The organism is Rossellomorea aquimaris (assembly GCF_008180865.1).
In the GTDB taxonomy this organism is placed as follows: Bacteria; Bacillota; Bacilli; order Bacillales; family Bacillaceae_B; genus Rossellomorea; species Rossellomorea yichunensis.
Map to the genome: position 1 here is coordinate 475,407 of NZ_VTEX01000002.1, position 22,536 is coordinate 497,942.

25 protein-coding genes and 1 riboswitch are annotated in these 22,536 nt (G+C 43.6%); of the genes, 3 read left to right on the forward strand and 22 right to left on the reverse strand.

Features of this window, described 5'->3' with window-relative positions:
* Nucleotides 1-3 precede the first annotated feature (3 nt).
* From hxlB to FZC88_RS09990, 5 genes are all read right to left on the reverse strand, one after another.
* Nucleotides 4-552: a 6-phospho-3-hexuloisomerase gene (hxlB, locus tag FZC88_RS09970; RefSeq protein ID WP_148994679.1), complete on the reverse strand. Its 549-nt coding sequence runs from the start codon at nucleotides 550-552 to the stop codon at nucleotides 4-6.
* Nucleotides 549-1,172 (reverse strand): 3-hexulose-6-phosphate synthase, encoded by a 624-nt coding sequence (gene hxlA / locus FZC88_RS09975; RefSeq protein WP_148994680.1) that lies wholly within the window; start codon nucleotides 1,170-1,172, stop codon nucleotides 549-551. Before hxlA ends, hxlB begins: the two co-directional genes overlap by 4 nt.
* Before the next feature lie 9 nt (nucleotides 1,173-1,181).
* Nucleotides 1,182-2,135, reverse strand: a complete 954-nt coding sequence (locus tag FZC88_RS09980) for a sugar kinase (RefSeq protein WP_148994681.1) — start codon at nucleotides 2,133-2,135, stop codon at nucleotides 1,182-1,184.
* Nucleotides 2,136-2,153: 18 nt separating this feature from the next.
* A complete protein-coding gene (locus FZC88_RS09985; RefSeq protein WP_148994682.1) occupies nucleotides 2,154-3,155 on the reverse strand; it encodes a LacI family DNA-binding transcriptional regulator in 1,002 nt (333 codons plus the stop codon).
* Nucleotides 3,156-3,532: 377 nt separating this feature from the next.
* A complete protein-coding gene (locus FZC88_RS09990) occupies nucleotides 3,533-3,952 on the reverse strand; it encodes a GNAT family N-acetyltransferase (RefSeq protein ID WP_148994683.1) in 420 nt (139 codons plus the stop codon).
* 334 nt (nucleotides 3,953-4,286) lie between these two features.
* Between FZC88_RS09990 and FZC88_RS09995 the strand changes: the two genes are divergently transcribed.
* Entirely contained in the window at nucleotides 4,287-4,955 is a 669-nt protein-coding gene (locus FZC88_RS09995) for a Type 1 glutamine amidotransferase-like domain-containing protein (RefSeq protein WP_148995150.1), read from the forward strand.
* A 720-nt stretch (nucleotides 4,956-5,675) separates the two neighbouring features.
* Here FZC88_RS09995 and FZC88_RS10005 read toward each other — a convergent pair.
* The 9 genes from FZC88_RS10005 to FZC88_RS10045 form a co-directional block, all read right to left on the reverse strand.
* Nucleotides 5,676-6,029, reverse strand: coding sequence for a Na(+)/H(+) antiporter subunit C (locus FZC88_RS10005; protein ID WP_148994685.1), 354 nt, complete (start codon nucleotides 6,027-6,029; stop codon nucleotides 5,676-5,678).
* A gap of 78 nt (nucleotides 6,030-6,107) precedes the next feature.
* Nucleotides 6,108-6,464 (reverse strand): cell division protein FtsK, encoded by a 357-nt coding sequence (locus FZC88_RS10010; protein ID WP_262371817.1) that lies wholly within the window; start codon nucleotides 6,462-6,464, stop codon nucleotides 6,108-6,110.
* Nucleotides 6,465-6,477: 13 nt separating this feature from the next.
* Nucleotides 6,478-6,873 (reverse strand): DUF4181 domain-containing protein, encoded by a 396-nt coding sequence (locus tag FZC88_RS10015; protein ID WP_148994686.1) that lies wholly within the window; start codon nucleotides 6,871-6,873, stop codon nucleotides 6,478-6,480.
* A 533-nt stretch (nucleotides 6,874-7,406) separates the two neighbouring features.
* The gene (locus tag FZC88_RS10020) at nucleotides 7,407-8,393 is read right to left on the reverse strand and encodes an HAAS signaling domain-containing protein (RefSeq protein WP_148994687.1); all 987 of its coding nucleotides are present in this window, start codon (nucleotides 8,391-8,393) and stop codon (nucleotides 7,407-7,409) included.
* Nucleotides 8,390-8,731, reverse strand: coding sequence for a PadR family transcriptional regulator (locus FZC88_RS10025; protein WP_148994688.1), 342 nt, complete (start codon nucleotides 8,729-8,731; stop codon nucleotides 8,390-8,392). The genes FZC88_RS10020 and FZC88_RS10025 overlap by 4 nt, the downstream gene beginning before the upstream one ends.
* A 223-nt stretch (nucleotides 8,732-8,954) precedes the next feature.
* A complete protein-coding gene (gene add / locus FZC88_RS10030) occupies nucleotides 8,955-9,950 on the reverse strand; it encodes an adenosine deaminase (RefSeq protein WP_148994689.1) in 996 nt (331 codons plus the stop codon).
* A gap of 54 nt (nucleotides 9,951-10,004) precedes the next feature.
* Nucleotides 10,005-10,104, reverse strand: a riboswitch (purine riboswitch).
* A gap of 106 nt (nucleotides 10,105-10,210) precedes the next feature.
* The gene (locus tag FZC88_RS10035) at nucleotides 10,211-10,786 is read right to left on the reverse strand and encodes a type 1 glutamine amidotransferase family protein (RefSeq protein ID WP_148994690.1); all 576 of its coding nucleotides are present in this window, start codon (nucleotides 10,784-10,786) and stop codon (nucleotides 10,211-10,213) included.
* Between the two features lie 218 nt (nucleotides 10,787-11,004).
* A complete protein-coding gene (locus FZC88_RS10040) occupies nucleotides 11,005-12,369 on the reverse strand; it encodes a HAMP domain-containing sensor histidine kinase (protein WP_148994691.1) in 1,365 nt (454 codons plus the stop codon).
* Entirely contained in the window at nucleotides 12,359-13,054 is a 696-nt protein-coding gene (locus FZC88_RS10045; protein ID WP_148994692.1) for a response regulator transcription factor, read from the reverse strand. The genes FZC88_RS10040 and FZC88_RS10045 overlap by 11 nt, the downstream gene beginning before the upstream one ends.
* Before the next feature lie 195 nt (nucleotides 13,055-13,249).
* Between FZC88_RS10045 and FZC88_RS10050 the strand changes: the two genes are divergently transcribed.
* Both FZC88_RS10050 and FZC88_RS10055 read left to right on the forward strand, forming a co-directional pair.
* A complete protein-coding gene (locus FZC88_RS10050) occupies nucleotides 13,250-13,684 on the forward strand; it encodes a hypothetical protein (RefSeq protein WP_148994693.1) in 435 nt (144 codons plus the stop codon).
* A 56-nt stretch (nucleotides 13,685-13,740) separates the two neighbouring features.
* Nucleotides 13,741-14,085 carry an ABC transporter gene (locus FZC88_RS10055; protein ID WP_148994694.1) on the forward strand — a complete coding sequence of 115 codons (345 nt, stop codon included), beginning with the start codon at nucleotides 13,741-13,743 and terminating at the stop codon, nucleotides 14,083-14,085.
* 46 nt (nucleotides 14,086-14,131) lie between these two features.
* On the opposite strand, the gene FZC88_RS10060 is transcribed toward FZC88_RS10055, so the two are convergent.
* From FZC88_RS10060 to FZC88_RS10095, 8 genes are all read right to left on the reverse strand, one after another.
* Nucleotides 14,132-14,647: an SRPBCC domain-containing protein gene (locus tag FZC88_RS10060; RefSeq protein WP_148994695.1), complete on the reverse strand. Its 516-nt coding sequence runs from the start codon at nucleotides 14,645-14,647 to the stop codon at nucleotides 14,132-14,134.
* 527 nt (nucleotides 14,648-15,174) lie between these two features.
* Nucleotides 15,175-15,387 (reverse strand): hypothetical protein, encoded by a 213-nt coding sequence (locus tag FZC88_RS10065; RefSeq protein ID WP_148994696.1) that lies wholly within the window; start codon nucleotides 15,385-15,387, stop codon nucleotides 15,175-15,177.
* A 142-nt stretch (nucleotides 15,388-15,529) separates the two neighbouring features.
* Entirely contained in the window at nucleotides 15,530-15,766 is a 237-nt protein-coding gene (locus FZC88_RS10070; RefSeq protein ID WP_148994697.1) for a hypothetical protein, read from the reverse strand.
* Between the two features lie 577 nt (nucleotides 15,767-16,343).
* Nucleotides 16,344-17,306: a carbohydrate kinase family protein gene (locus FZC88_RS10075; protein ID WP_148994698.1), complete on the reverse strand. Its 963-nt coding sequence runs from the start codon at nucleotides 17,304-17,306 to the stop codon at nucleotides 16,344-16,346.
* The gene (locus FZC88_RS10080) at nucleotides 17,299-18,816 is read right to left on the reverse strand and encodes a glycoside hydrolase family 32 protein (protein ID WP_262371818.1); all 1,518 of its coding nucleotides are present in this window, start codon (nucleotides 18,814-18,816) and stop codon (nucleotides 17,299-17,301) included. The genes FZC88_RS10075 and FZC88_RS10080 overlap by 8 nt, the downstream gene beginning before the upstream one ends.
* 64 nt (nucleotides 18,817-18,880) lie before the next feature.
* Nucleotides 18,881-20,494 carry an ABC transporter substrate-binding protein gene (locus FZC88_RS10085; RefSeq protein ID WP_148994699.1) on the reverse strand — a complete coding sequence of 538 codons (1,614 nt, stop codon included), beginning with the start codon at nucleotides 20,492-20,494 and terminating at the stop codon, nucleotides 18,881-18,883.
* A gap of 28 nt (nucleotides 20,495-20,522) precedes the next feature.
* Complete coding sequence (locus FZC88_RS10090; protein ID WP_148967672.1) at nucleotides 20,523-21,401, reverse strand: carbohydrate ABC transporter permease; 879 nt, start codon at nucleotides 21,399-21,401, stop codon at nucleotides 20,523-20,525.
* Nucleotides 21,402-21,416: 15 nt separating this feature from the next.
* On the reverse strand, nucleotides 21,417-22,382 hold the full coding sequence (locus FZC88_RS10095) for an ABC transporter permease (protein WP_397541181.1): 966 nt from the start codon (nucleotides 22,380-22,382) through the stop codon (nucleotides 21,417-21,419).
* Nucleotides 22,383-22,536 lie beyond the last annotated feature (154 nt).

A 22,536-nucleotide genomic window follows, 5' to 3' on the forward strand; every position in this document is an offset into this window, starting at 1 on the left:
ATTTCACTCTATATTCGCATGCCGTTTGGCCATGGTTTCATTCGTATCCCCATCTTCCAGTGTCCCGATGATGACCGCGTCGAGCACAAGATGGACCGACTGATCAAACTGATTGCCAAGAGGTTGAATCGTAGCAGGCTCCTCCGCTCTCCGGTACTTCGTTGCTGCGGGTATGCCCATAATCCCGTCGCTGATCGACGCAAGCTTTGATCCCCGGTTCGTGGTGACGAGGAACACGCTCGCCCCAATTTCTTTTGCTTTCGAGGCAAATTGGACAATGGCTCCTGTAGAGCCGGAGCCTGAAATGGCGATGAGAAGATCCCCTTCTTCCATGCTTGGTGTTATTGTTTCCCCGATGACGTAGACCTGAAAGCCTCCGTGCATCAGACGCATCGCAAAGGCTTTCCCCATCAACCCGGAACGTCCTTCACCGTAGACAAATATCCGTTTTGCTTTTTTCAACTGCTCTGAAAGATGGATCGCCTCTTCTTCCTCCACCTTTGATAAAACTTCTGAGATTTCATCGGCTACCGTTGTGATGATTGATTTCATTTATTGACCAGTCCTTTCATTGCCCTTGCAACTTCTGCAGGATCGGCTGCCTTTGTGATAGCGCTGCCAATAATGACTGTATCGGGGTTATTTTCCACAATGCCAGGCAGTGTCTCGAATGTGATCCCCCCGGCTACGGCCGTCTCGAGTCCGTTAATCCCTTGTATCAAATCGAACAGGCTGCCGGTGCTTTCACCTGTTTCCTGCATGTCCTTCCCGATGTGCAGACTGACCATGGAAACACCAAGTTCCTGTAATTCCCGGACTCTCTTATTCTCTGAAACTCCCAATAGATCGATCATCACTCTCTTTCCACGTGAGGCTGCCACTTCGAGAGTATCGGTGATCGTCTTGTCGGCAGAGAAGGCCATGACGGTCGTGATATCTGCCCCGGCATCAAGTGCCTGTATCGTCTCATGCTTCCCGGCATCGCATGTTTTCATATCTGCAACAATCGTTTTATCGGGATACTTCTCACGGGTTTCCTGGATGATCGTCATTCCATATTCCTTAATCACACCGGTTCCTACCTCAATCCAATCCACGTAAGGAGCCGTCTTCTCCAAAATCTGAAAGCATTCTTCCCTCGTAAGGCGGTCAAGCGCCACTTGTATATTCATCCCATCCCCCTATCTTTCCACTCGTTCTTTTTCACCCAAATGGACAAGGACATCTTCTAAATAAGGCAGCCCTTCATTATCACCCGTCACACTGACGACCATCGACCCGATGATGTTCGCAAAATGAAGCGCTTTGTCTAACGGCCAGTTCTGCAGGATCCCGTAAATGAAGCCTGCATCGAATCCGTCGCCTGCGCCTACCGTATCCACCACTTTCTTCGCTTTAACAGCAGGAGCTTCAACATATTCACCGTCCACATAACCAATTGAACCTTCTTCACCTTTCTTGATGGCGAGATGCGTGATGCCGAATTGCTTACAATGCTCGATGATTTCATTGGTGTCTGTTGTTCCGAATAGCAGCTCGGCTTCCTCGATCCCTGTCACAAGGATGTCGACATATGGGAGGAAGCTTCTCAGCACGTCCCTCGCTTCATCCTCACCCCACAGTTTCAGTCGGATATTCGGATCGCATGATATCATCACACCATGCTTTTTGGCTTCGATGATCGCGTGGCGGATCAACTCGATATTTTTTGTTTTATCCACTGCAGGGAATACCCCTGTGATATGGAGGATCTTCGTGTTTTTCAAAAACTCTTCATTCAAGGTTTCCTTCGTCAACACCGTTGTAGGAGAACGGTCTCTGTAGTAGAAGGTCCGCACGCTCCCATCTCCCATGATTTCCTTGAAGTTCAGGGAAGTCGGATATCCATCCACCAGTTCCACTTCGGAAACATCCACTCCTTCACCGCGGACGGTGTTGAAGATATGCCTACCAAACTCATCATTCCCCAGACGGCTGATCCAACCAGTCTTTAATCCAAGCCGTGCACAGCCAATAGCAAAGTTCAGCTCGGCTCCCCCGATTTTCCGTTCAAAAGAAGAGACAAACCGCATCGGGCCCGTCGATGACGGATCGAGAGTGATCATCGCATCGCCTATCGTCACTACATCATTCATGGGTAACACCCTTTCTGTCTAACAAGATTCTCGTATGATTAACTCCGGATCAAAACGGAAAACCAAGCCCTCATCCTGATCCTCTTTTTTCTGGATTTTGTTTAATAAGAATTCCGCTGCTTTCTTCCCTATTTCAAAAGTAGGCTGAGCCACGATCGTCAATCCCGGTTCAAAAAATCCGGCAAAGGACACATCATCAATTCCAATGATGGCTAAGTCTTCAGGAATCCTTACATGATTTTCTTTGACATATTTCAATATTTCAATGAGCGTTAAATCATTTCCCGCAAGGATGGCTTCTGGGGGATCATCGAGGGATAGCAGATCGTGAACCCCTTCTCTAATCCTGTTCACTTCCAGGCTCTTAATATAGTCATCCCGGATGTCCAGACCATTGGCATTCATCGTGTTCTTATAGCCGTTGATCCGCTCCATCCTTGGCGTAACATTCCGGATCACATTCGTGATGATACCGATCTTCGTGTATCCCCTGTCGATAAAATGCTGGACCCCAATCCCAGATGCTTTCTCGTTATCAAGGAGCATAGATGGAATCGGTACACCCGGCACCGTCCGGTCAACGAACACGATCGGATAGCCTTCCTTCAGCATCTCATTGTATAATGTCGCATTATCCCCAGTTGGCAGCAGGATGATGCCATCTACCTGTTTGGCGCGAAGCATTTCGATATACTTTCGCTCCTTGTCAGGATCATCATCTGCATTACAGACAATCGTGTGAAACTCCGCTTCCTGGCATGTGTCTTCAATGGCCCGGATCACCTGAGTCGAGAACGTATGTAGAATATTTGCCACAATCACCCCGATCGTCGTCGTCGACTTCTGCTTGAGGCTTCTCGCCACAATATTTGGACGATACCCGAGCTCTTTGATGGATTCTTCTATTCGATTCTTCGTGCCTTCCCTCATATAATCAAAACGATTATTTAAGTACTGGGAAACGGTACTCTTAGATACATTCGCGTGCTGAGCAACATCAGCAATCGTTACTTTTTTCATTCCATTCTCTCCAACTTTCATTTCCTAAACCGATTTACTAAACCGGTTTACTAAATCGATTTATTGAAATTATATGATAATTGAAAGCGCTTTACAATATGTTTTTAAATTTTTTTTGAATAATAAATTTTAAGCAAAAAAAAAACGCGTTGGTAACGCGGTTTCTAAAGGGTTATTGATTCAGTTTCTTTATTTAATAATTGCTTTTACAAAGTAAAGGACGGTTCTTATGTATAATGAAGTGGTTTGATTATTTTGATGAAATCTTATAACAAGATAGATGACAGATGTAAGGAAAAAGCTCAGAGTTTATGAGAAGTCCCCTAATTTTTTTACAGTCTTTCTTAAGGGGAGCAATTCATACCTGCTCTGAGCTTTTACTCTAAATACTCATCACTTAGACTGGGATTTAAATACCTTGCCATTCCAGTTTTCAGCTTTTTCAATCTAAATTTCCGATAAAATCCTTCATTACCAGTGGTTGATATTAAATGGACACAAGAAACATTACTTAGCTTATCAAGTAAAAACTCCATAATTTTTTTGGCAATTCCTTGCCTTTGAAAATCTCGATGAACCACTACATCATAAATGGCGGCATTAAAAACGCCATCTGTCATCCCTCTACCAATCCCAATAATTCTTCCATTGAGCTTAACTAAAGCTATGACATTACTTGCTTCAAAGACTTGCCTGATTATCTCGTTTGTATGTTTCATCCACCCAACAGAAGCATAAACATCCTTAATTTCATCAATATTTGCATTAGCAAAATCACTATGAATTTCTATATCCATTTAAACTCCCCCTATAATCGCGTATCTAAGTTTTAAAAAATTTTCCCATAATTTCAATCTAACCTGCCCTTCGTGAATAAGCGATCATTTTTATTGAACAGTACTTAAATGAAAGATCAGATAGATTGCTATTTATCGTAAATACACAAAAACATTTGAAGGGAACATGATAAAATGAATAGGAGATAATTAATCATCGAAGAAGTGACTTCTATGCACGACCTATCAGGATAAAAATACGTAATAATCTTAAAGGATTACACGAAAAAGTTCGGACCATAAGGAGGAAAAACTTATGTCGCAAAATCATTTAGAGGATTCAAAAACGTCGGGAATGAAACTTCTGCTAACGTCCGCGGGCGTCAATAACCCGACGATCCACAACGCGCTGGTGGACATGCTCGACAAGCCGATCGCCGACTCCAACGCTCTGTGCATCCCCACCGCCATGTACGGACACCCCTGGGTCGGTCCCGGTGACAAAGCCTGGCAGTTCATAAGCGGGAATTCCGAGAATCCCATGGTCGACCTGGGCTGGAAGTCTGTCGGCGTTCTAGAGCTCACAGCCCTGCCAAGCATCGACGAAGACCGCTGGGTGCCCCTTGTCAGGGAGACGGACGTCCTGCTGGTGTCTGGAGGCGACGCCCTCTACCTGCACCACTGGATGCGGCAATCGGGGCTTGCAGACCTTTTACCATCACTGGATGCAGTCTATGTGGGAATGAGCGCCGGAAGCATGGTGATGGCCCCGAATATCGGAGAAGAATTCGTAGGCTGGCGTCCGCCCACAGGGGGAGATAAAACACTGGGTCTGGTGGATTTCGCGTTGTTTCCTCACCTGGGTCACGAGATGTTACCCGACAATACCTTGGCCAATGCAGAAAAGTGGGCTGCCGGCGTCTCAGTGCCAGGGTACGCGATTGACGATCAGACTGCCATCAAAGTGACTGGTGGGGCCATTGAAGTTGTTTCCGAGGGGGAATGGAAGCTATTCACCCCTTAATATCGAGACGGTCAGCTCAGATTTAGGCAAGGTACGGTAATGGATTATTGAAAAAAGCCTGATTTCTTCACTTGAATTGAGGAATTAGGCTTTTTCATATTGAGTTTCCATAAACGTTGTAAATTCGCATCCTCCTGACGTTATCCATTTTTCATTCTACAAACATCCCCGTTAATTGAATACAAAAAATTAACCAACGTAATGGAGAATCAACTGATATAATGCTACGCAAAGTCCTAAAATACTGGCTTTCATTTTTGATGGATGGTTTCCTTTACTAAAAAGCAAGTAAATGAAAACTACTATAAACCCTAAAGGAACCCACAGCTCGAAGACCCCTTCTTTTCTACCTAGTGAAAAAATTGGACCCACGTTTGTGCTAATCAAAAAGTAAATAAAAACCGTATAACGACGTGTTTCTAATTGCTTACTCCACCTTATTAATAAGTAGATAATAATTAGTGCAATGATTGTAATGTGGAAGGGCGGTAGAACAATAGAAAAGTCACTAAACTTGAATTCCATTCTGAATAGCCCTCCTCTTTAATATGAAGTCGTATCTTACCCAGTACACACCTTCTAATGTTATTGCTTGTTAATCGTATCTGGCCTTTAATTCACTAAAGAAATGCCGAAGAACGACAGCCTGATTTACCCTAACCAAACTTTATCCTATGATTATTTTTGCCCTAACCATCTTACGGAAAATGAATAACTCTTTTACCCCCAATAATCCTCGCTTTCTCTCATTCTCTCCATATCATCCGTTCCGAGCTCCTGATAAGCTCTGTACGCTAACACTAAGAAAAATGCAGTTACTCCAAAACTGATTACAATCGCAGTTAAAATCAACGCCTGAGGGAGAGGATCTATATACCCTTTAACAGAATGCTCACCCAGTAGAGGGGGTGCTTCTTCTCCCTTTGGTAATCCTCCCATTGTTATAAGCAAAAGGTGAACCCCGTGACTGAGAAGTCCTGTGCCGATAATTATTCTAAGCAGACTTTTAGAAAGAATTAAATAAACCGCACACATCATAATAATTCCTATTACTACGGACATTAATATTTCCACTTAAAATCCCCCTGACCTTATTTACTGGAACAAACTAGAGGTACTTCCTTGTTCAGCAAACCAAAAGAATACCTCTAATCATATTAGAATATGAACAGCCCCAACAATATTCATATATAATCCTATGAGAGATAGAATCGATCCCAACATAAATGTCCACGGATTGTCTTCTTTTTCTTTATCAAAAGTTCCAATGGTAAGTATGGCAATAATCAAAGTTGCGACAGGCAGAATGACATATTGTGGTCCAAATGTGAATGAAACCCCACCAAAGATTAACACCAAAAGCCCATACGGATTTGTTTTCTTGATATTATCAATATACTCTTTCTCAGAGGTCGAAAAATCTTCATCGTCATAATAATAAAATACTTGCTTGAATCTATTTAAGAGTGTAACTATCCTTTTATATACGCCCATGTGTGCCGGTTTCATTTCCCTCCCTTTTCTAAGCAATCCAAAATTGAAATACAATTAAGACGGCTGTTAATACCAAGAACATTTCAGCTAACGTTAAAATAGCTTGTTTAGGATATTCGCTGGATTTCCATTCAAAGAATGCCTTTACAGCATAATCCAATGCAGATAAGGTGGTAAACCCTAGTATGTATAAGTAGGTTAAGTCTTCATCGTTTATCATCATGACCCCTAAAACTATCAAAGTGATTGCAGTTAGAATCCTCACCCATTTGTCAACATTACGATGGGACTCATTGATATGATTATTGGAAAAGAATTTCCTTTTCACTTTATCTATTTTAAAAATCTTTCTTAAAAGAAACTTAACTATTGAGATAATGCTGAAAACAAGTATCGCCATCAAACTAAATTTTACCCAGAACATAACACCACTCCTAGTAAAAAACTGCTCTTTCCTTGAATAAGATTTTCGTAATTAGACGAAAGCACAATTGTTTAAGTTTCGAATTGTTCCATTCTTATGCAAATTCTATGAGCCACGAAGACAGGTACCGTGGCTCTTTGACAAAAATGTGGCCAAGGTCCCATCTCAGTGTACGGCTCCGGTTCTGGGATTGCTGCCCGAATTGAAGTTCATCGGTCCCCTTATTTCTGCTTATCGAGGGGAAAGGATGTTAGATTGTCCTTTTTTAGTTGGAGACGGCTCTTTGGTGGGTATGAGGTGCCAGATGTAGAGTGTGAATCCCCGAAAGAAATCCCTTCGGCTACGGAATTGATCCCGATTTGCCCACATTCAATCCTGATTTTCAATTATTAATCCTGTTCAGAATTTATCGATCCTCTTTTTGGTTTATTTAATCCTCTTTTTAAATAATTGATCCTCCGTGTCGAATTTTCTTTATGAAAAACCACGTAGACAAAATGGAGCCATGGTACCTGTCCCCATGGCTCCCCCATTCATTTATAAGCCTTCTTAAACCCATCATAGCTGTTGACCACCGCTGTGATCAATAATCCAACCGATACGGTCAGGTACAGCCACTGAAAATTGAAAGAGGCGTCGAACAGTTCCTGTACCCTATCTATGAAATCTGTATTCAGCACATCCATGTTCCTGAAAACAAACATAAAGGCTAGAACAGGAATGAACTGATATACTGCATTCACGATCGCAAGCTTCCTGGTCCAGACCCCCGCTTTCCATTTTCTAAGTAGCAGGAGAAGTTCCAAGCCGATCAGGAACACGACCAACGGCCAGTATCCGATGAGCACCTCCCCATCAAAGAAAGGAGTGAACGTTCTTTCGTTGTCACCTTTTTCATACAATCCGACGATACTTGACGCTTTAAAGTAACAGGTTGACCAGATGACCGTCCAAATCAGACCTCCGAAAATCTCCAGCTTGGAAATTCGTTTTTCTTTTGGGACATACGGGATGTCTTTCAAGTCATCAGGCGTCCACTCTGTTCCTTTCATGGTGATCGGAAGCTTACTGTCCGAGGAAACGGTCCGCTCGATGATGGCGAATGTGAGGGTCAGCCAAAAGAAGACCTGCATCCCTGTTCCGATGGCCTCGATCACACCATTTCCTGCGATGGACAGAAATATCTCAATCGGACTTGATTCCCCTGAGTAGCTCAATACAGATGATACGGCTAAAACGATGAACGTGACAGCAACAGAAATGGGGAGAATGATCTTCAAGAGCGTCTTATACAAATCATAATATCTTGGCCCGATCAAGTGCATCGGCCTGTCTTGATAATTCGAGGCAAGCACGGCAGGATTTCCGAGTGAAGTCAGTACCTCTCTCACATCATCCTCTGTATACTCCTCCGGCAGCATGTCTTCAATCGTTGATTTCAATTCAAGGGCAATATCATCCCGGTTCTTCTCCGGCAGCCTTCTCATCACTTCTTGAATATAGAGTTCAACAAGTTTCATCCTTCCTCATCCCCCTTTAATAAAATGGACAATTCCCCAGACATCTTTTCCCATTCGGCCTGTAACTGTCCCAGGATCTCAATGCCGTATTCGCTCAGCACATAATATCTCCTCGGCCTGCTTTCCGACCGGTCCCAGCTGCTTGTGACCAGTTCTTGTTTCTCCAAACGGCGCAGCAGCGGATAGAGTGTACTCTGCTCCATCGAAATTCCGCTTTTCTCCAGTAATTGGACAAGTGAATATCCATACTGCGGTGTCCGCAATTGACTTAATACCGCCAGGGTCAATGTCCCCCTCCGCAGTTCCGTCGTCAGAGATGTCAGCAGTGACTTATCCATATGTTCACCTCTTTGATTGAATTATACTGTGTGTCGTACACTATATAGTTTATACTATGTATCATACACTATGGACGTGCGTAAAAGAAAGATTTTTTTTAAAAAAGTAAAAAAGAAGGATCAAAGAACGTTGGGTTGTTCTTTGATCCTTCTCTTTCCTAACCACAGGGACAGGTACCGTGGCTCTCATACAAAACGGGGCCAAGGAACCTGTCCCCATGGCTTACAACACATACTTCTTCAAACCTTCCTTCACCTCATCACTCGCAAAACAAGCTTCCACACTATTCATATAAATCTCCCTATAATCCTCATCACTCATCGCAAATTCATTCCAGACCAACTCACATTCCTTCGCCATCGTTGTATCGGATACGGTTCTGTTGTCAGTATTGATGGTGATTTTGATCCCATCCCTGTGAAAATTGTAAAGGGGGTGATCACGGAACTCTTTAACGGCTTTCGTTTGAACGTTACTCGTTGGGCAGATTTCAAGCACGATCTGTTTTTCTTTTACAACCTGATACGCTTCCGGACAGTCTGTAATATATACACCGTGTCCGATTCTTTCTGCCCCCAGCCATTCAGCAGCCTCGAGCACATTTCTTCCGATTCCCGTTTCACCGGCGTGGATCGTGACTCTGTAGCCATATTCTCTCGCCAGAGCGATGGGTTCAATGAATTTCCCACAGAACCCTTCTTCTTCGGAAGCACATAAATCAATCGCGACGACTCCTTTTCCAAGGAAGCTCTTCCCCTGTTCGACAACCTCAAATGCACGTTCCGCCGACATCATTCTCATACAGGACAAAATGATATTCCCTTTAATATCAAATTGTTCTTCTGCTTCTTTCATTCCCTCAATTACACTTCCAATGATTTCTTTTACAGATAACCCCTTCTGTGTATGAAGCAATGGAGCGAACCGGACCTCCATATATTTCACGTTTTCCTTGGCTGCATCTTCATAAAGCTCAAAAGTGATTCTCTTTAAATTCTCTTTTGACTGCATAACGGCATTAGGGATCGAGAATTTCTCTAAGTATTCATCCAGTGATTCACAGTCTAATGGGGCAATGAGCTCTTCTTTCATCTCTTCTATATCAAAGGAAGGGATATGGATGCCCTCTCTCTTTGCAATATCAATAATAGTCTCGGGTCGGACACTTCCATCCAAATGGCAGTGCAGTTCAATTTTAGGCATTGTAGAATAATTCATTGTTGTACCTCCTCAATTTTTCAACAAAAAAAATCCTGATTACGAAGAAAATACAAATAAATGTATCTTCTTCGTAATCAGGATTTATTGGTTCCTGGTAGAGACCTCCAAACCATATTATTGGAGTTATACGAATGTGAGAAACGTATTAGGTTTTTTATTACGATAATAAAATTTTCATTCATTGTCAAGGGGAAGCACGGGGACGGTTCTCGTGCTTCCTCTTAGATCAAAACGAAGCAGCAGAACCATCCCCATGCTTACTTCTTTATAAATCCATTCTTAAATATATCATACCATCTATCTAGTTCTTCACCCTCCAACACACCCAACTTACGTAAGATATCTCTTGAAAACTCCACTGCTCCACTTCCATTTGCTGTGATCAGACAGCCATCACTAACGGATTGATCGGCTATATAGTTCTCTTCACCCCTGTAATCAGGTGCCCCCTCTTTTAAATAAGGCAGTGAATTACCTGTATGTTTCAGCTGGTCAAGATACCCGTGAATTCCTAGAAAAGTCGTCGCATCACAAATCGCGGCTACCGGAATGTCATGTTCAAAGCAATAATCCACAAGCTTCTTCGCCTGCTGATTCTTCTCCTCTCTCCACCCGGTACCACCAGGAATGATGAGCATCTCAAATTCCAGAGGAGCGCCTTGTAAACTAAAGTCGGGAAGAACCGTGAATCCACCCATTGACACCTTAGGATCCTTGTCGATCGCAATGGTCTTAACTTGATAACCCGTTTCTGGTTTATTAATCTCCGCCGTCACGTAACTTGCTTCCCAATCAGCAAAACCATCCGTAACAAATACCAACACTTTTTTCATTTGCATGTCCCCCTTATTTGTTCATTACAAATGTACCTAAGAAAGGAGCTGACCTTCGTTCTCAATCAACAAAACTCCATCCTAAGGATCTTATTGAACTTACAACAGACTGTATAACCTCCTATATTTTAACACGTAGTTTCGCTTTTCTATTGAAATAGTTTAAATAATCTAAAAAAACCTGACCCCCATGCCGGCTGGAGGTCAGGTCCCACTATCTATTGAATGCCAAGCACAACCACAAACCGGCATCCCTCATCATATCCTCTATCCAATTCAATGGATCCATCATGTTGTTCGATAATTTTCTTCGCAATCGCAAGTCCCAGGCCCGTTCCCCCGGTCTCACCATTTCGCGATTCGTCCATCCGCACGAACGGTTCGAATATTTTGTCATGGTAGGCGGCGGGTATCCCTGTTCCCTTATCCTCAATGATCATCACAGCCTGATTCTGTTTCTGCTTGAGTGAAATAGACAGATACCCATCACTGTACGCCATCCCATTATGGAGAATATTCGTAAGCGCCCTTTCAAGCTTGGAAGGATCGAACTTCACCATCAGGGGATCCTCGGTAATATCCAGGTGATACTCCATCCCTTTTTCCTCGAACTCTTCTACAAAGGAAGACAGCATGGTACGAAGCCATTCGGCCATATCCTTTTCCTTAAGCGAAACCGAATCGCAGTCTATATCCATATGGGACAGGTCGAACAGGTCATGTATGAGCCGGTTTGCTCTCTTGCTGTTGGACACGATGATGTCGGTATATTTCTTCTGATCTGCTCGACTCAGATTTGTCAAGCTGGTCAACGTTTCAGCGTAACCCTGTATATTGGTCAATGGGGTTTTCAGATCGTGGGAAATATCCAGAATCAGCTGCTTCCTCAAGTTCTCGGATCTTTCTTTCAATGCGATTTCCGTGCCGATCGTCTCTGCCATTTGGTTAATGTTATGTTTCAACTGATTCAATTCCTGATTCGCCTCGAACTCAATTTTCTCTCCATAGTTTCCTGCTGAAATCGAATCGATCCCCTTCAGAAGCTTCTGGATCGGCTGAATGAGCTGGACCGATGTTCTCTTCACATACCAGTACAGAATGACGATCAAGCACACCATGAAAAAGATGATGGTGAAGAAGAACACATCATCCAATTGGAAATAGTCATCTGCGGGAAAATAGAGTAATAGGTACTCTTCACCGTTTTCAGGTATATATAAATCCGTATCATACGTATCGGTGTTTTTCAGAAATTCATTCAACCCATAGTCAAATCCGATCTTGTGAGGACTATTGAATTGATCGATCACCTTATAATCGGGACTGACGATTTCAAGATAGGCATGATCCGGCAGCTCATTCTTCTTGAATGCCGCTTTCATCCCCAATTTCTTCGCATCTTCATACGTCCCTTTCAGGAAGTCCTGATCCAAATCCTCATACACGGCCTCGACATACACAAAGTTTGCCACCAGCGTGAACGTCCCTACTCCGAGTAGAATGATAAACAATAAAGCATAGTTGATAAAAAATTGCTTGGTGATGGAGATGGGCTTTTTAAGGAGGATCGGATTAGTTTTCATGATTCTCCATCCGATAACCGAGTCCTTTCACCGTCGTAATGTACGTCGGGGATTTGGGATCGGATTCAATTTGTTCCCTGATCCGACTGATATGAACCATGATCGTATTGCTGTCACCGATGTAGTCCGTATTCCATACAAGCTCATACAACTGGGCCTTCGTATACAACCGGTTCACATTCTTCATGAAAATTGAAAGCAGCTTCGTCTCCTTAGGGGTCAGTAAGAGCCGCTCCCCGTCCTTCGTCACCGTCTGATTGATGGGGTCATATTCAAGGGATCCGTTACGGATGACTCCATTTTCCTCCACCACACTATAATCCGTATACCTTCGAATCTGGGCATTCACTCTCGACACAAGCTCCACCATACTGAAGGGCTTCACCACATAGTCATCTGCCCCCAGCCCGAACCCCAGGACTTTATCCGCATCATCGGCCCTCGCTGTCAGCAGCATGATCGGGACCTTACAGTTTTTCCGAATTTCCTTGATCACCTGAAACCCGTCCACTTTCGGCATCATCAAGTCCAGGATGAGAAGACTCGGCCGCTTCTCCCTGCATTTACGGATCACTTCATCTCCATCATAACTCTGCTCCACCCGATACCCTTCATTCCGCAAATGAAGGCTGATCAAGTGGTTAATTTCCACATCATCTTCTGCTATATAAATCAACTCTGCCATACCCTTACTCCCAGTCTTGTAAAATCAAATTTTCATCCTATTTTACCATGAAATTGTCAGCGTTTTTTGAGATTTATGGTTAATTTAAGGTTGCTTTAAGGTTGGGGTTAAGGAAGTCGTGTACAATGAACTAGTTAATGGCTTTGAAATATAAGGCTCATTTTTTTAAAAAAGTAGTAATTGGTGGGTATGAACATGACAAACAAACTAAATGAGTTCATCATAAAAGGACATTTTGAAAAGGCAAAAGAAATGACGAATGAGCTTTCCTATTCAGAACTTGATGGAAAGCTCATGGAAACAGCCTTCAAGGATTCTAGTATAACGAATTACGCCTTCATTATGAGTTTACTAGTCGAAGAGGAACACGTTGCGTTACATGAGATGGCGTTTCGATTGATGGTGGTTCCACTAAGTTACCTGGACGGTGCTTATTACGCTGCCCTTTATCATGCAAGGCGCTGTGTGGAATTAACAGATCGACAAGATATCAAGTACTTATCCAACCTGTTATTCTTGCATCAAATCCCCGATAAAGTCGTCAGTGAAGAAGAAGCCTATGATACGGCGAAAAGGATGCTTGCATTAGATCCTGATCATGTACTTGCTAAAGAGTTTTTGAATAAGTGAAAGAGGGACGGACCTCGCTAAAGAGGAGGTCCGTCCCTAAGAAAGGGATGAGTTCCATGAAACCACTTCATGAGGTATTCCATAACTGGCAGGAGAAACTCGATCAGGATGAATGGTATTTCGGCCATTTCTTTGAGGAGATCACTACTAGCATGACTTCAGTGGAAGCTTTTCAGTACATACCTGTCGTCATCCAGGAATTAGTGAAATTGCGAAATGGGTTTTTAATAGGGGAAATGGTCGATTTTCTTCATGCCGTCTATGAAGTGGCCAATACAACGGAAATCCATCCAGTCTTAATTCAGGAAAAAGAAAACCTTGAAGGAAACATTCGGAAATTTGGGGATGAGTACTCTCAGCAGGCGTTTAGTGAGTTTAAGAAATCGTTGCGATGGAAATGAAAGAGGGACGGACCTCTCTAAAGGTGGAGGTCCGTCCCTAACTTCATTATTTCACCTTCTGAAGGGCTTCCTCCAAGCGGTCCCACGTTTCGGAGATGCCTTCTATCACACCCATGTCAGTAACGGTCTTGAGAGACTCTGCCGAATCATATTCAGCATGGTTGATCAGCTTCGTCCTGCCACCCAAATCGATGAATTCCAATGTATTGGTTGTCGACGGCATGTCTTCATTCGTATGGCCTTCAGGATCTGAGAAGGAATCGACGTAGACGATCTTCTCCGGCTCGATGATCTCCTTGTAAATCCCTTTTCCCCAAGATTCCATTCCGAAGAATTCTCCTTGATTCTGATCAGTGCACTTCATGCAGAAGTGCCACACACCTCCCGGGCGGAAATCCACGTTACACACGGGAAGCTCCCAGCCCCTTGGTCCCCACCACTGTTTGAGATGTTCAGAGTCTTTAAACATAGTAAACACTAGCTCACGGGGCGCATCAAATTCTCGCTCAAGCACAAGTACCCGATCATTCTCCACCTTTGAAGTCAACGTATTGTTGGACATTTCATTTCCTCCCGAACATTAGAGTATGTTGATTCGAATCACATCATAAAACGGTATATCGTGTTTACGGTGAAAAACTTAGACACTGCAATCGCCTATGATGAAAAATATCCAAGGATCACCCATTGCAATATGGAATACATGACGCCCGTCAAATCAATAGCCGACATGATATCTGGAAAAGAATCTAGAAGCATGAATGGGATCAACAGTCTGTAAGAAATCAGTATCCGCTATTACTATTCTTCAAAGATTCCTTATTTCCTTCTTTGGTTTTGAGATTCTTGGTGAGTTCTGATTTCCTACAGGAAGGGGTAACTAAAAACGGTGTTTGACCTCCAGTTTTCCCGTGCTGAGGGTTTGGCAACAATATAAGAAGAAAGAGAGATTTATTGAGGAACTATTAAAAATCAATTCAAATATTGTGATTGATAAGTGATGGAACCTAGTATGATAGATCATGAATTTAACTAAAAATGAAATGCCCCCGACCGCTGAAACTTTCTACGTTCGGGGGCATTTTTATTTCATTCATTTTCGAATTTCACTTGTTTCCTCATAACAAAGCTAAATATAATACTCGTGAGGATATAATAGATTCCTATGATCGATAACGCATCTGTCATCACGGTCCATAGACCATTTCCTTTTATCACACTCCCCCATAATAAGAAGCTCGTGATAAATATAAGTGGGAATATGAGAAAGTATCCCAGGAAGTATAGTTGCTTTTTTTTCATCAACATCATCCTTTCAGATATTAATGTAGAACCAGATATGAAAAACAGCGCCAGCTTTACCGTGATTGGGTCAGGCACTATTCAGTGCTCATTAAGATGATAATAAAAGAAGAGCAAAAATAATCTGCTCTTCCTGTCTGGGTTAAGTTGTTTCTTTTTTACTATCACTAATCCCCCAAACAAAATATATAATACCTATTAACATTGTAAAGTAAATAAATACATTAAAAATACTTGGTGTAAAGGATAGATATAGGACAAAATCTTTTTCACCCCATGCACCATTATCGGCACCTGCGATTGCTGCTGTGATGTATTTGGTACTATAAAGGATCGTTGTCATTAGGAAAAAAATAGAACCGATTATCTGTTTATTCATATCACAGGATTCTCCCCCAATTTTTTTTTCATTTCCAAGAACGATGCCAGAAATCTAAGAATACTAGTAGATAGCAAAAATAAAAGCAGTAATCATTAATGAAAAAATAGATTAATGAAAAAATGAAATTCCCCTATGATGAAAAGAATTGGCATTTTTTCACCCTTTTCTTCTAAGACCTGCTTAATCCCTCATCCAAAATTCATTATCATTAACACTACAACTCTATTCATAATACACTTTCTTAATAGAGTAGAATCTGTATTTCCAAATAATAACTTACCATACAAAATTAGAGAATTCCGCAAAATACCGAACATTAAGTTTTTTTAAGGTTCTACACTGTATTGAACAATGAGAAAAGTGGTCAACCCTCCGTCACACAGTGAGGGTCTGCCCCTGACAATTTATGTATCATTTATCTAAACCTTCTTTGAATATATGAATTCAAGAATGCACAAGGACGGTTCTCCTGCTTCCTGTTAGCTCATGACGAAAAACGGTGCCTGACCCCCAACACGCTAAAGCTTTACCATGCTGGTCATCAGACACCAATCAGTGCGCTAATGTATAACTATCACCATTTAGAGGTCCGTCCCTCTAATTCCCTAATCGCGCTGATCGCCCCTATTTTTGTACAAACAGTTGCCCCCACGCGATTGCTGGTTGAAATGACGTTTTTTAATTCTTCGAAATCCTTCAGGAGGGCTTTCGGATCCTGATAGTGATTGAATTGATGCAGTGTCGCCCCAACAAATGCATCGCCTGCCCCCGTTGAATCAATGGAATGAACGGGAATGCTTGGGACGATACACGATTCTTTTCCATTTGAAACCAGTGTTCCATCCTTCCCAAGGGTGACGGCTACGGTATTTGCTCCCAGTCTATGAAAATGTTCGACTCCATCTGATAGATGGGCGAATCCAGAAATGATCTTACATTCCTCTTCGCTTACTTTGACGAAGTCTGCTTGACTGATGCACTGCTCCGCCACCTCAATGAAGTCCCTCTCTCTCCCCTTCCATAAATCGCTTCGGAAGTTCGGGTCAAAGGAGACGAATTTCCCTGCTTCCTTGGCCATTTGGATGAAGGATACGTACGCGGATTTAAAGGGATCATCCAGTAAGGCGGTGGCAGATCCAAAGTGAATGATGGAAGATTCCCTCCAGCTGCTTTGATGAAGGTCTTCCTTGTTCAGATGGGCATCCGCCCCTCGATTAAACACGAAATCTCTTTCCCCATCTTCTTTCAATGATACAAACGCCAGAGTTGTAGGATGATGCTCATCAAGAAGAATGGAAGAATCATCAATGGTAAGATCCTTCATGGTGTTTTTCAGGAAATGGCCGAACGGGTCATTTCCTACCTTGCTCAGGAATCTGGCGCGCCCCCCAAGTGTGGTAATGGTGGCACACACATTCGCAGGAGCCCCTCCTGCTTGCTTTGAGAAATGTTGGCCATGTGCCAGGTCTTTATTGATATCGGTACAAAAGAAATCGATGAGCAGTTCACCGATGCATAAAATCGATGGGTCATTCATGCTCTCGTACTTCCTTTCCCCAGATAGAGGAAAGCTCGGTAACCATGAGCTCTTCTACCTTGGCACCACCTCCAAGGGCAGTGAGGGAAAGGGTGTGATTCGTTCCCTGTGGGAAGATCAGGTTGGTTAATACTCCCCCTCCTCCCTGTGCGAATACCTCTAAGGAAGATGAGTCCAGGAATATATGAAGGTTGAGCGTATCGTCCATTAATTCCACAGGACATTCGGAAATTCCCGGAAATGAATCCGAAAACCCGTGTTCTCCTGACTGAGTCCTGTCGATCGATAACACTTGGGTGATTCGATTGTACCGGATACTCGTTTTCTCATCGGATGAATGGTGGATAGTCAGCCTGAACTCCTTTGCCTCTTCCAACGTTACAGCCAGATTCACTTCCATTAATTCATGATTTACATCCATTGAGTACGCTTCATCCGTTAGCCCTATTGCCTTGATGACCTTTGATTCTTTTCTGATTCTATTCATTTCAGATACAGGTTTTTGTAAAAGCTGAACCCCATCTGGAGTAGATATCAAGGTCATTTCTCTAGGCAATGTCATGGCTCCTCTCCACGTTTCAGTCGGAACCTGGTTTGCATATCTCCAGTTGTTCATCCATCCAAGATAGATTCGTCTTCCGTCCTTTTCAGGGATATCGGACCAGCTCACTCCCGCATAATTGTCCCTTCCGTGATCGAGCCAGAGGATGGTGTCTGCATTATGATGGTTGATAAACGTCTTGCCGTCGAAGTCCCCAACAAAGTACTGGGTCCTTGAACCTTCCTTGAAATCGGGGTTGTCACCAATGCTCACCAGCATCACCCATTTCACATGATCGGGATTTCCGTCAACCATGAGTGGAAACAGATCCGGGCATTCCCATACTCCGGAATGGGAGCCTTCGTCCTGACCGAATTCACTGGCAAACTCCCAGTCGATCAAGTTAGGGGACGTATATATGGTAATCGTCTGACCCGTCGCCAGCACCATGACCCAACGTTCAGATTCCTCATGCCAAAACACTTTGGGATCCCGGTAATCGGTAATATCCTCATCTGACAGGACAGGATTTCCCTCGTATTTCTCCCACGTCCTGCCATGATCAAGACTAAAGGCTAGACTTTGTCTCTGTCTTGGACGATCGGAATCCGGATATGAGTCCGCACTTGTATAAATGGCGACCAGCCCGCCATTCCCCTTTTCAAAGAAACCCGATGTATTCTTCCAATCCACCACGGCGCTTCCAGAGAAAATAGCACCGTGCTCGTCAGGATAAAGAGCGATCGGCAGCTCCTCCCAATGGATCAAATCCCGACTAACCGCATGCCCCCAGTGCATCGGTCCCCACGTGGTTCCTTGTGGATGATATTGAAAGAAGAGATGATATTCCCCTTCGAAATAGACCATCCCATTCGGATCATTCAGCCACTTTTCCTTCGGGGAAAAGTGAAATTGCGGACGATAGGTTTCTGAATAAAGGCTCATTTTTTCTTGATAATGATTCGTCATAAGGATTCTCCTTTGCATTCGAAAGGCTGCACGATTGCCTGGGCAAGGTACAGCCTGAATTTAATTATGATTGGTTACGGTCATATCCATCCTGCTTTATTTTCAGCCACTCCTGTAACCCGAGGCGATCGAGTTGTTTCAAGTAATCCGCCCATTCTTCATCGGCTTTCCCGTTGGTGATCCATTCTGCCTTTTTACGCTTCACATAAGCAAGCAGATCGGTCTCGATCTTCGAAAGCTTATCTAACTCCTCAAGGGAGAAGAATACTTTTGGATAGATGTTATCCGCCTTCATATCCGGTACCATGACATCCTTCATGAGCCCCAGTCTCCAGGCAGCATCATCCGGTTTCGTCGTCACGGCTCCATAGTATTCGTCCAAGATTGCCAGTGGACCGCCGACGGATGTCTTTTCCCTGAGCTCAACAGGAGCCGTTCCTTCTAATGGAAGGTGTTTTAATGAATTGCTTGCACTATCCATTTCGAAGATGTTTTGCTGTTTGTCATCCCCATATGTTCCCCAGTTATTTTGAACCGATTGAAGCGGATTATAGAATTGATCGATCCACTTCGCCGTCAGTTCAAGGTTCTCGTTCGCACTCGTGATGACCATTTTGTTCCGGTCAAATCCCATACCGTTCGTTCTCGCCACATTCTTCGTTCCATCAGGGCCTTCAAGGGCTGGCATGAGGTCATATTGATCGTTCATACCCGTGATGTTGGCTTTATCCCATGTGAAGTACATGCCGTAACGTCCTTCTTTCCCTTTCGACAGGTAGGTATTCCAATCCTGTTCAAAGGCTTCTACGTCAATCAAATCTTCTTTATATAATTCATTTAAGTAATTGATGGCAGCCTTATACCCTTCGTCGGCTGCCGTCAGCTTCACTTCACCGTCATTGGTGACGACCGTGTGATCCCAGTTCTCACCGAGTCCGAATGAACCGAACAAGAAGGACACATCTTCACCTCCATGGTTGATGATGAAGGACATCGGGATTTCATCTGCCTCACCATTCCCGTTTGGATCCTGAGTCTTGAATGCTTTCAGGACTTCTTTAAGTTCATCTGTTGTTTTCGGCATTTCAAGCCCCAGTTTATTCAGCCATTCGACGTTGATCCATGGGAAGTCATCAACGGAGTGAATGCTTTCCTTTCCTGAACCAAGCTCTTCAATCCAAGGGAAGGAATAAATATGCCCATCCGGTGCCGTCATCATCGAGCGATATTCAGGCGCATCTTCCAACACCTTTTTCAGATTGGGCATATGCTCATCAATCAGATCCTCAACAGGAACGATCGCTCCATCCTTCGCAAGCTTCAATAGCTCATAGTCACTGTATCCCGCATTCATGATCGCGTCTGGAAGCTCGCCGCTCGCGACAGCCAGATTCCGCTTTTCATTGAAGGTTTCCCCCGCTGTATAATTGGTCCAGTCGATCTTCACTCCCGTTTCTTCCTGGAGCCTTTTGAAGATCAGCTTTTCATTTGGATCATCCGGAGCAAGTGGTGAGCTGGATGTCATCATCTTAAGCGTCACCTGTTCCTCTAACGGAAACTTTACATTTTCCAGTTCATAATTCTCAGAAGAAGCATTTTCACTGTTGTTGCTGCACCCGGCTGCAAGAAGCATGCCTGACATCAGAAGTACCGACATTGTCTTCGTCTTTTTCCCCATTGTTAAACCCCCATTGATAAAATATAGATTATTTTAAAGATCCCACCATAACACCTTTTTCAAAGTATTTCTGGAAGAATGGATACATAATGATCAGCGGCAAGCTTGCTAATACGATGGATGAATACTTGATCATCTCTGAAATTCTTTGGAGTTCCGCAGCAGCCTGCTGGTCAGCGATCATTCCCGGCTGCACCTCATTCTGGATGAGGATCGATCGCAGGACGAGCTGTAACGGGTACAAATCCCGGTCTTCAAGGTAGATCATCGCATCGAAATATGAATTCCATTGTGCGATGAACGCATAGAGTGCGATGACAAAGATGATCGGCTTTGACAACGGAAACACGATGTTCAAGAAGATCTTGAACTCCGATGCCCCGTCGATCCTTGCTGCTTCCTTCAACTCATTCGGAATCGATTTGAAGTAAGTTCTTGCAAGAATAATGAACCAAACGTTGATGGCATTGGGAAGGATGATCGCCCAAATCGTGTTCAGCATCCCTAAGTCCTTCACCACCATATACGTCGGGATCAACCCCCCGTTGAAGAACATCGTGATGAGAAAGAACACCATGATGAACTTTCGTCCGACAAGCCCTTCAGCCGAGAGGGAATAGCCGGCAAAGATGCAGACACTCACGGTGATGAGCGTGAATCCGACAGAATAGAGAATCGAGTTGATGAATCCTTTGACGATGGTACCGTCCTCGAAGATCCGTTTATAACCCTCGAGTGTCCAATCCGAACCGCTGATGAGGAATCCTTTTTTCACCAGAACATTCGGCTCAAGAACCGAGGATAGTAGCACGTATATCAAAGGGAACAGAACAATGATCACGATTCCCCCAAGCAGGATTTTGTTAATGAAAAGAATGAGTTTATCACTCCTGGTGTATTGGTACACCTCGTTTCCCCCTTTCTATAAAAGACCTTCGCCTTCGTTTAATTTCTTGACCACACGGTTTACGAAAACCAATAAGATGACATTGATGACGGCATTGAACAACCCTACTGCCGTGGCGAATGAATAGTCACCTGCCTGCAGCCCCCGCTTGTATACATAGGTTGAAATGATTTCCGAGGTTGGAAGGTTCATAGAAGTCTGTAACAGATAGGCTTTCTCAAATCCAATCGCCATGATGCCTCCTGCAGCCAGGATGAACAGGACCGCCATTACAGGCTTCAGCGTCGGAAGATCGATATGCCGGATGCGTTGCAGAAGGGATGCCCCATCTATGGTTGCTGCATCGTGAAGCTGGGGATCCACATTGGCGAGTGCCGCCACATAAATGATCGATGCCCACCCCGCGCCCTGCCAAACTCCTGACCAGATATAGATGCTTCTGAAGGCATCAGGATCAGACATGAATGAAATCGGCTTATCCGTAAAAACCGACAGCATCGCATTAATCGGTCCTGTAGGTGATAGGAAGAGAAAGATCATCCCGGAGATGACGACGACTGAGATAAAGTGTGGTGCATAAAGGATGAGTTGAATATTCTTCTTCACCCCTGCTTTCCGGAGCTGATTCAGCATCAGTGCAAGGATGATCGGGATCGGAAACCCGATCAGAAGCTCGAAGGAACTTAATTTCAGAGTATTGACCAGGATATCCATGAAATTCGGAGACGATAAAAAGTCCGTAAAGTGCTTGAACCCCACCCATTCACTTCCATTGATCCCCCTGATGGGACTGAAATCCTTAAATGCGATGGATGCCCCATACATGGGAACATACTTGAAAATGATCGTAAGAATGATGGCAGGTGCAAGAAACAAATAGAGAATATAGTTTTTCTTCATATAATGGAGCTTGGTTTTGAGCTTCGAATTTTTCTTTGTTTCCGTTATGACTGGTGTATCTGCCTTGGCAAGTTCTTGCAATCTTTTGACCCCCTTTATATAAATCACTTTGTTCAGAAACAATGATCCTCCCCATTTAGGTGAGGATGTCCGTTGAGTTCACTTTACTAGAATCCCAGAATGAAAACGTTTACTATTTTCGGATGAAACAGTTTAAATTTTTTGGAAGTTTACT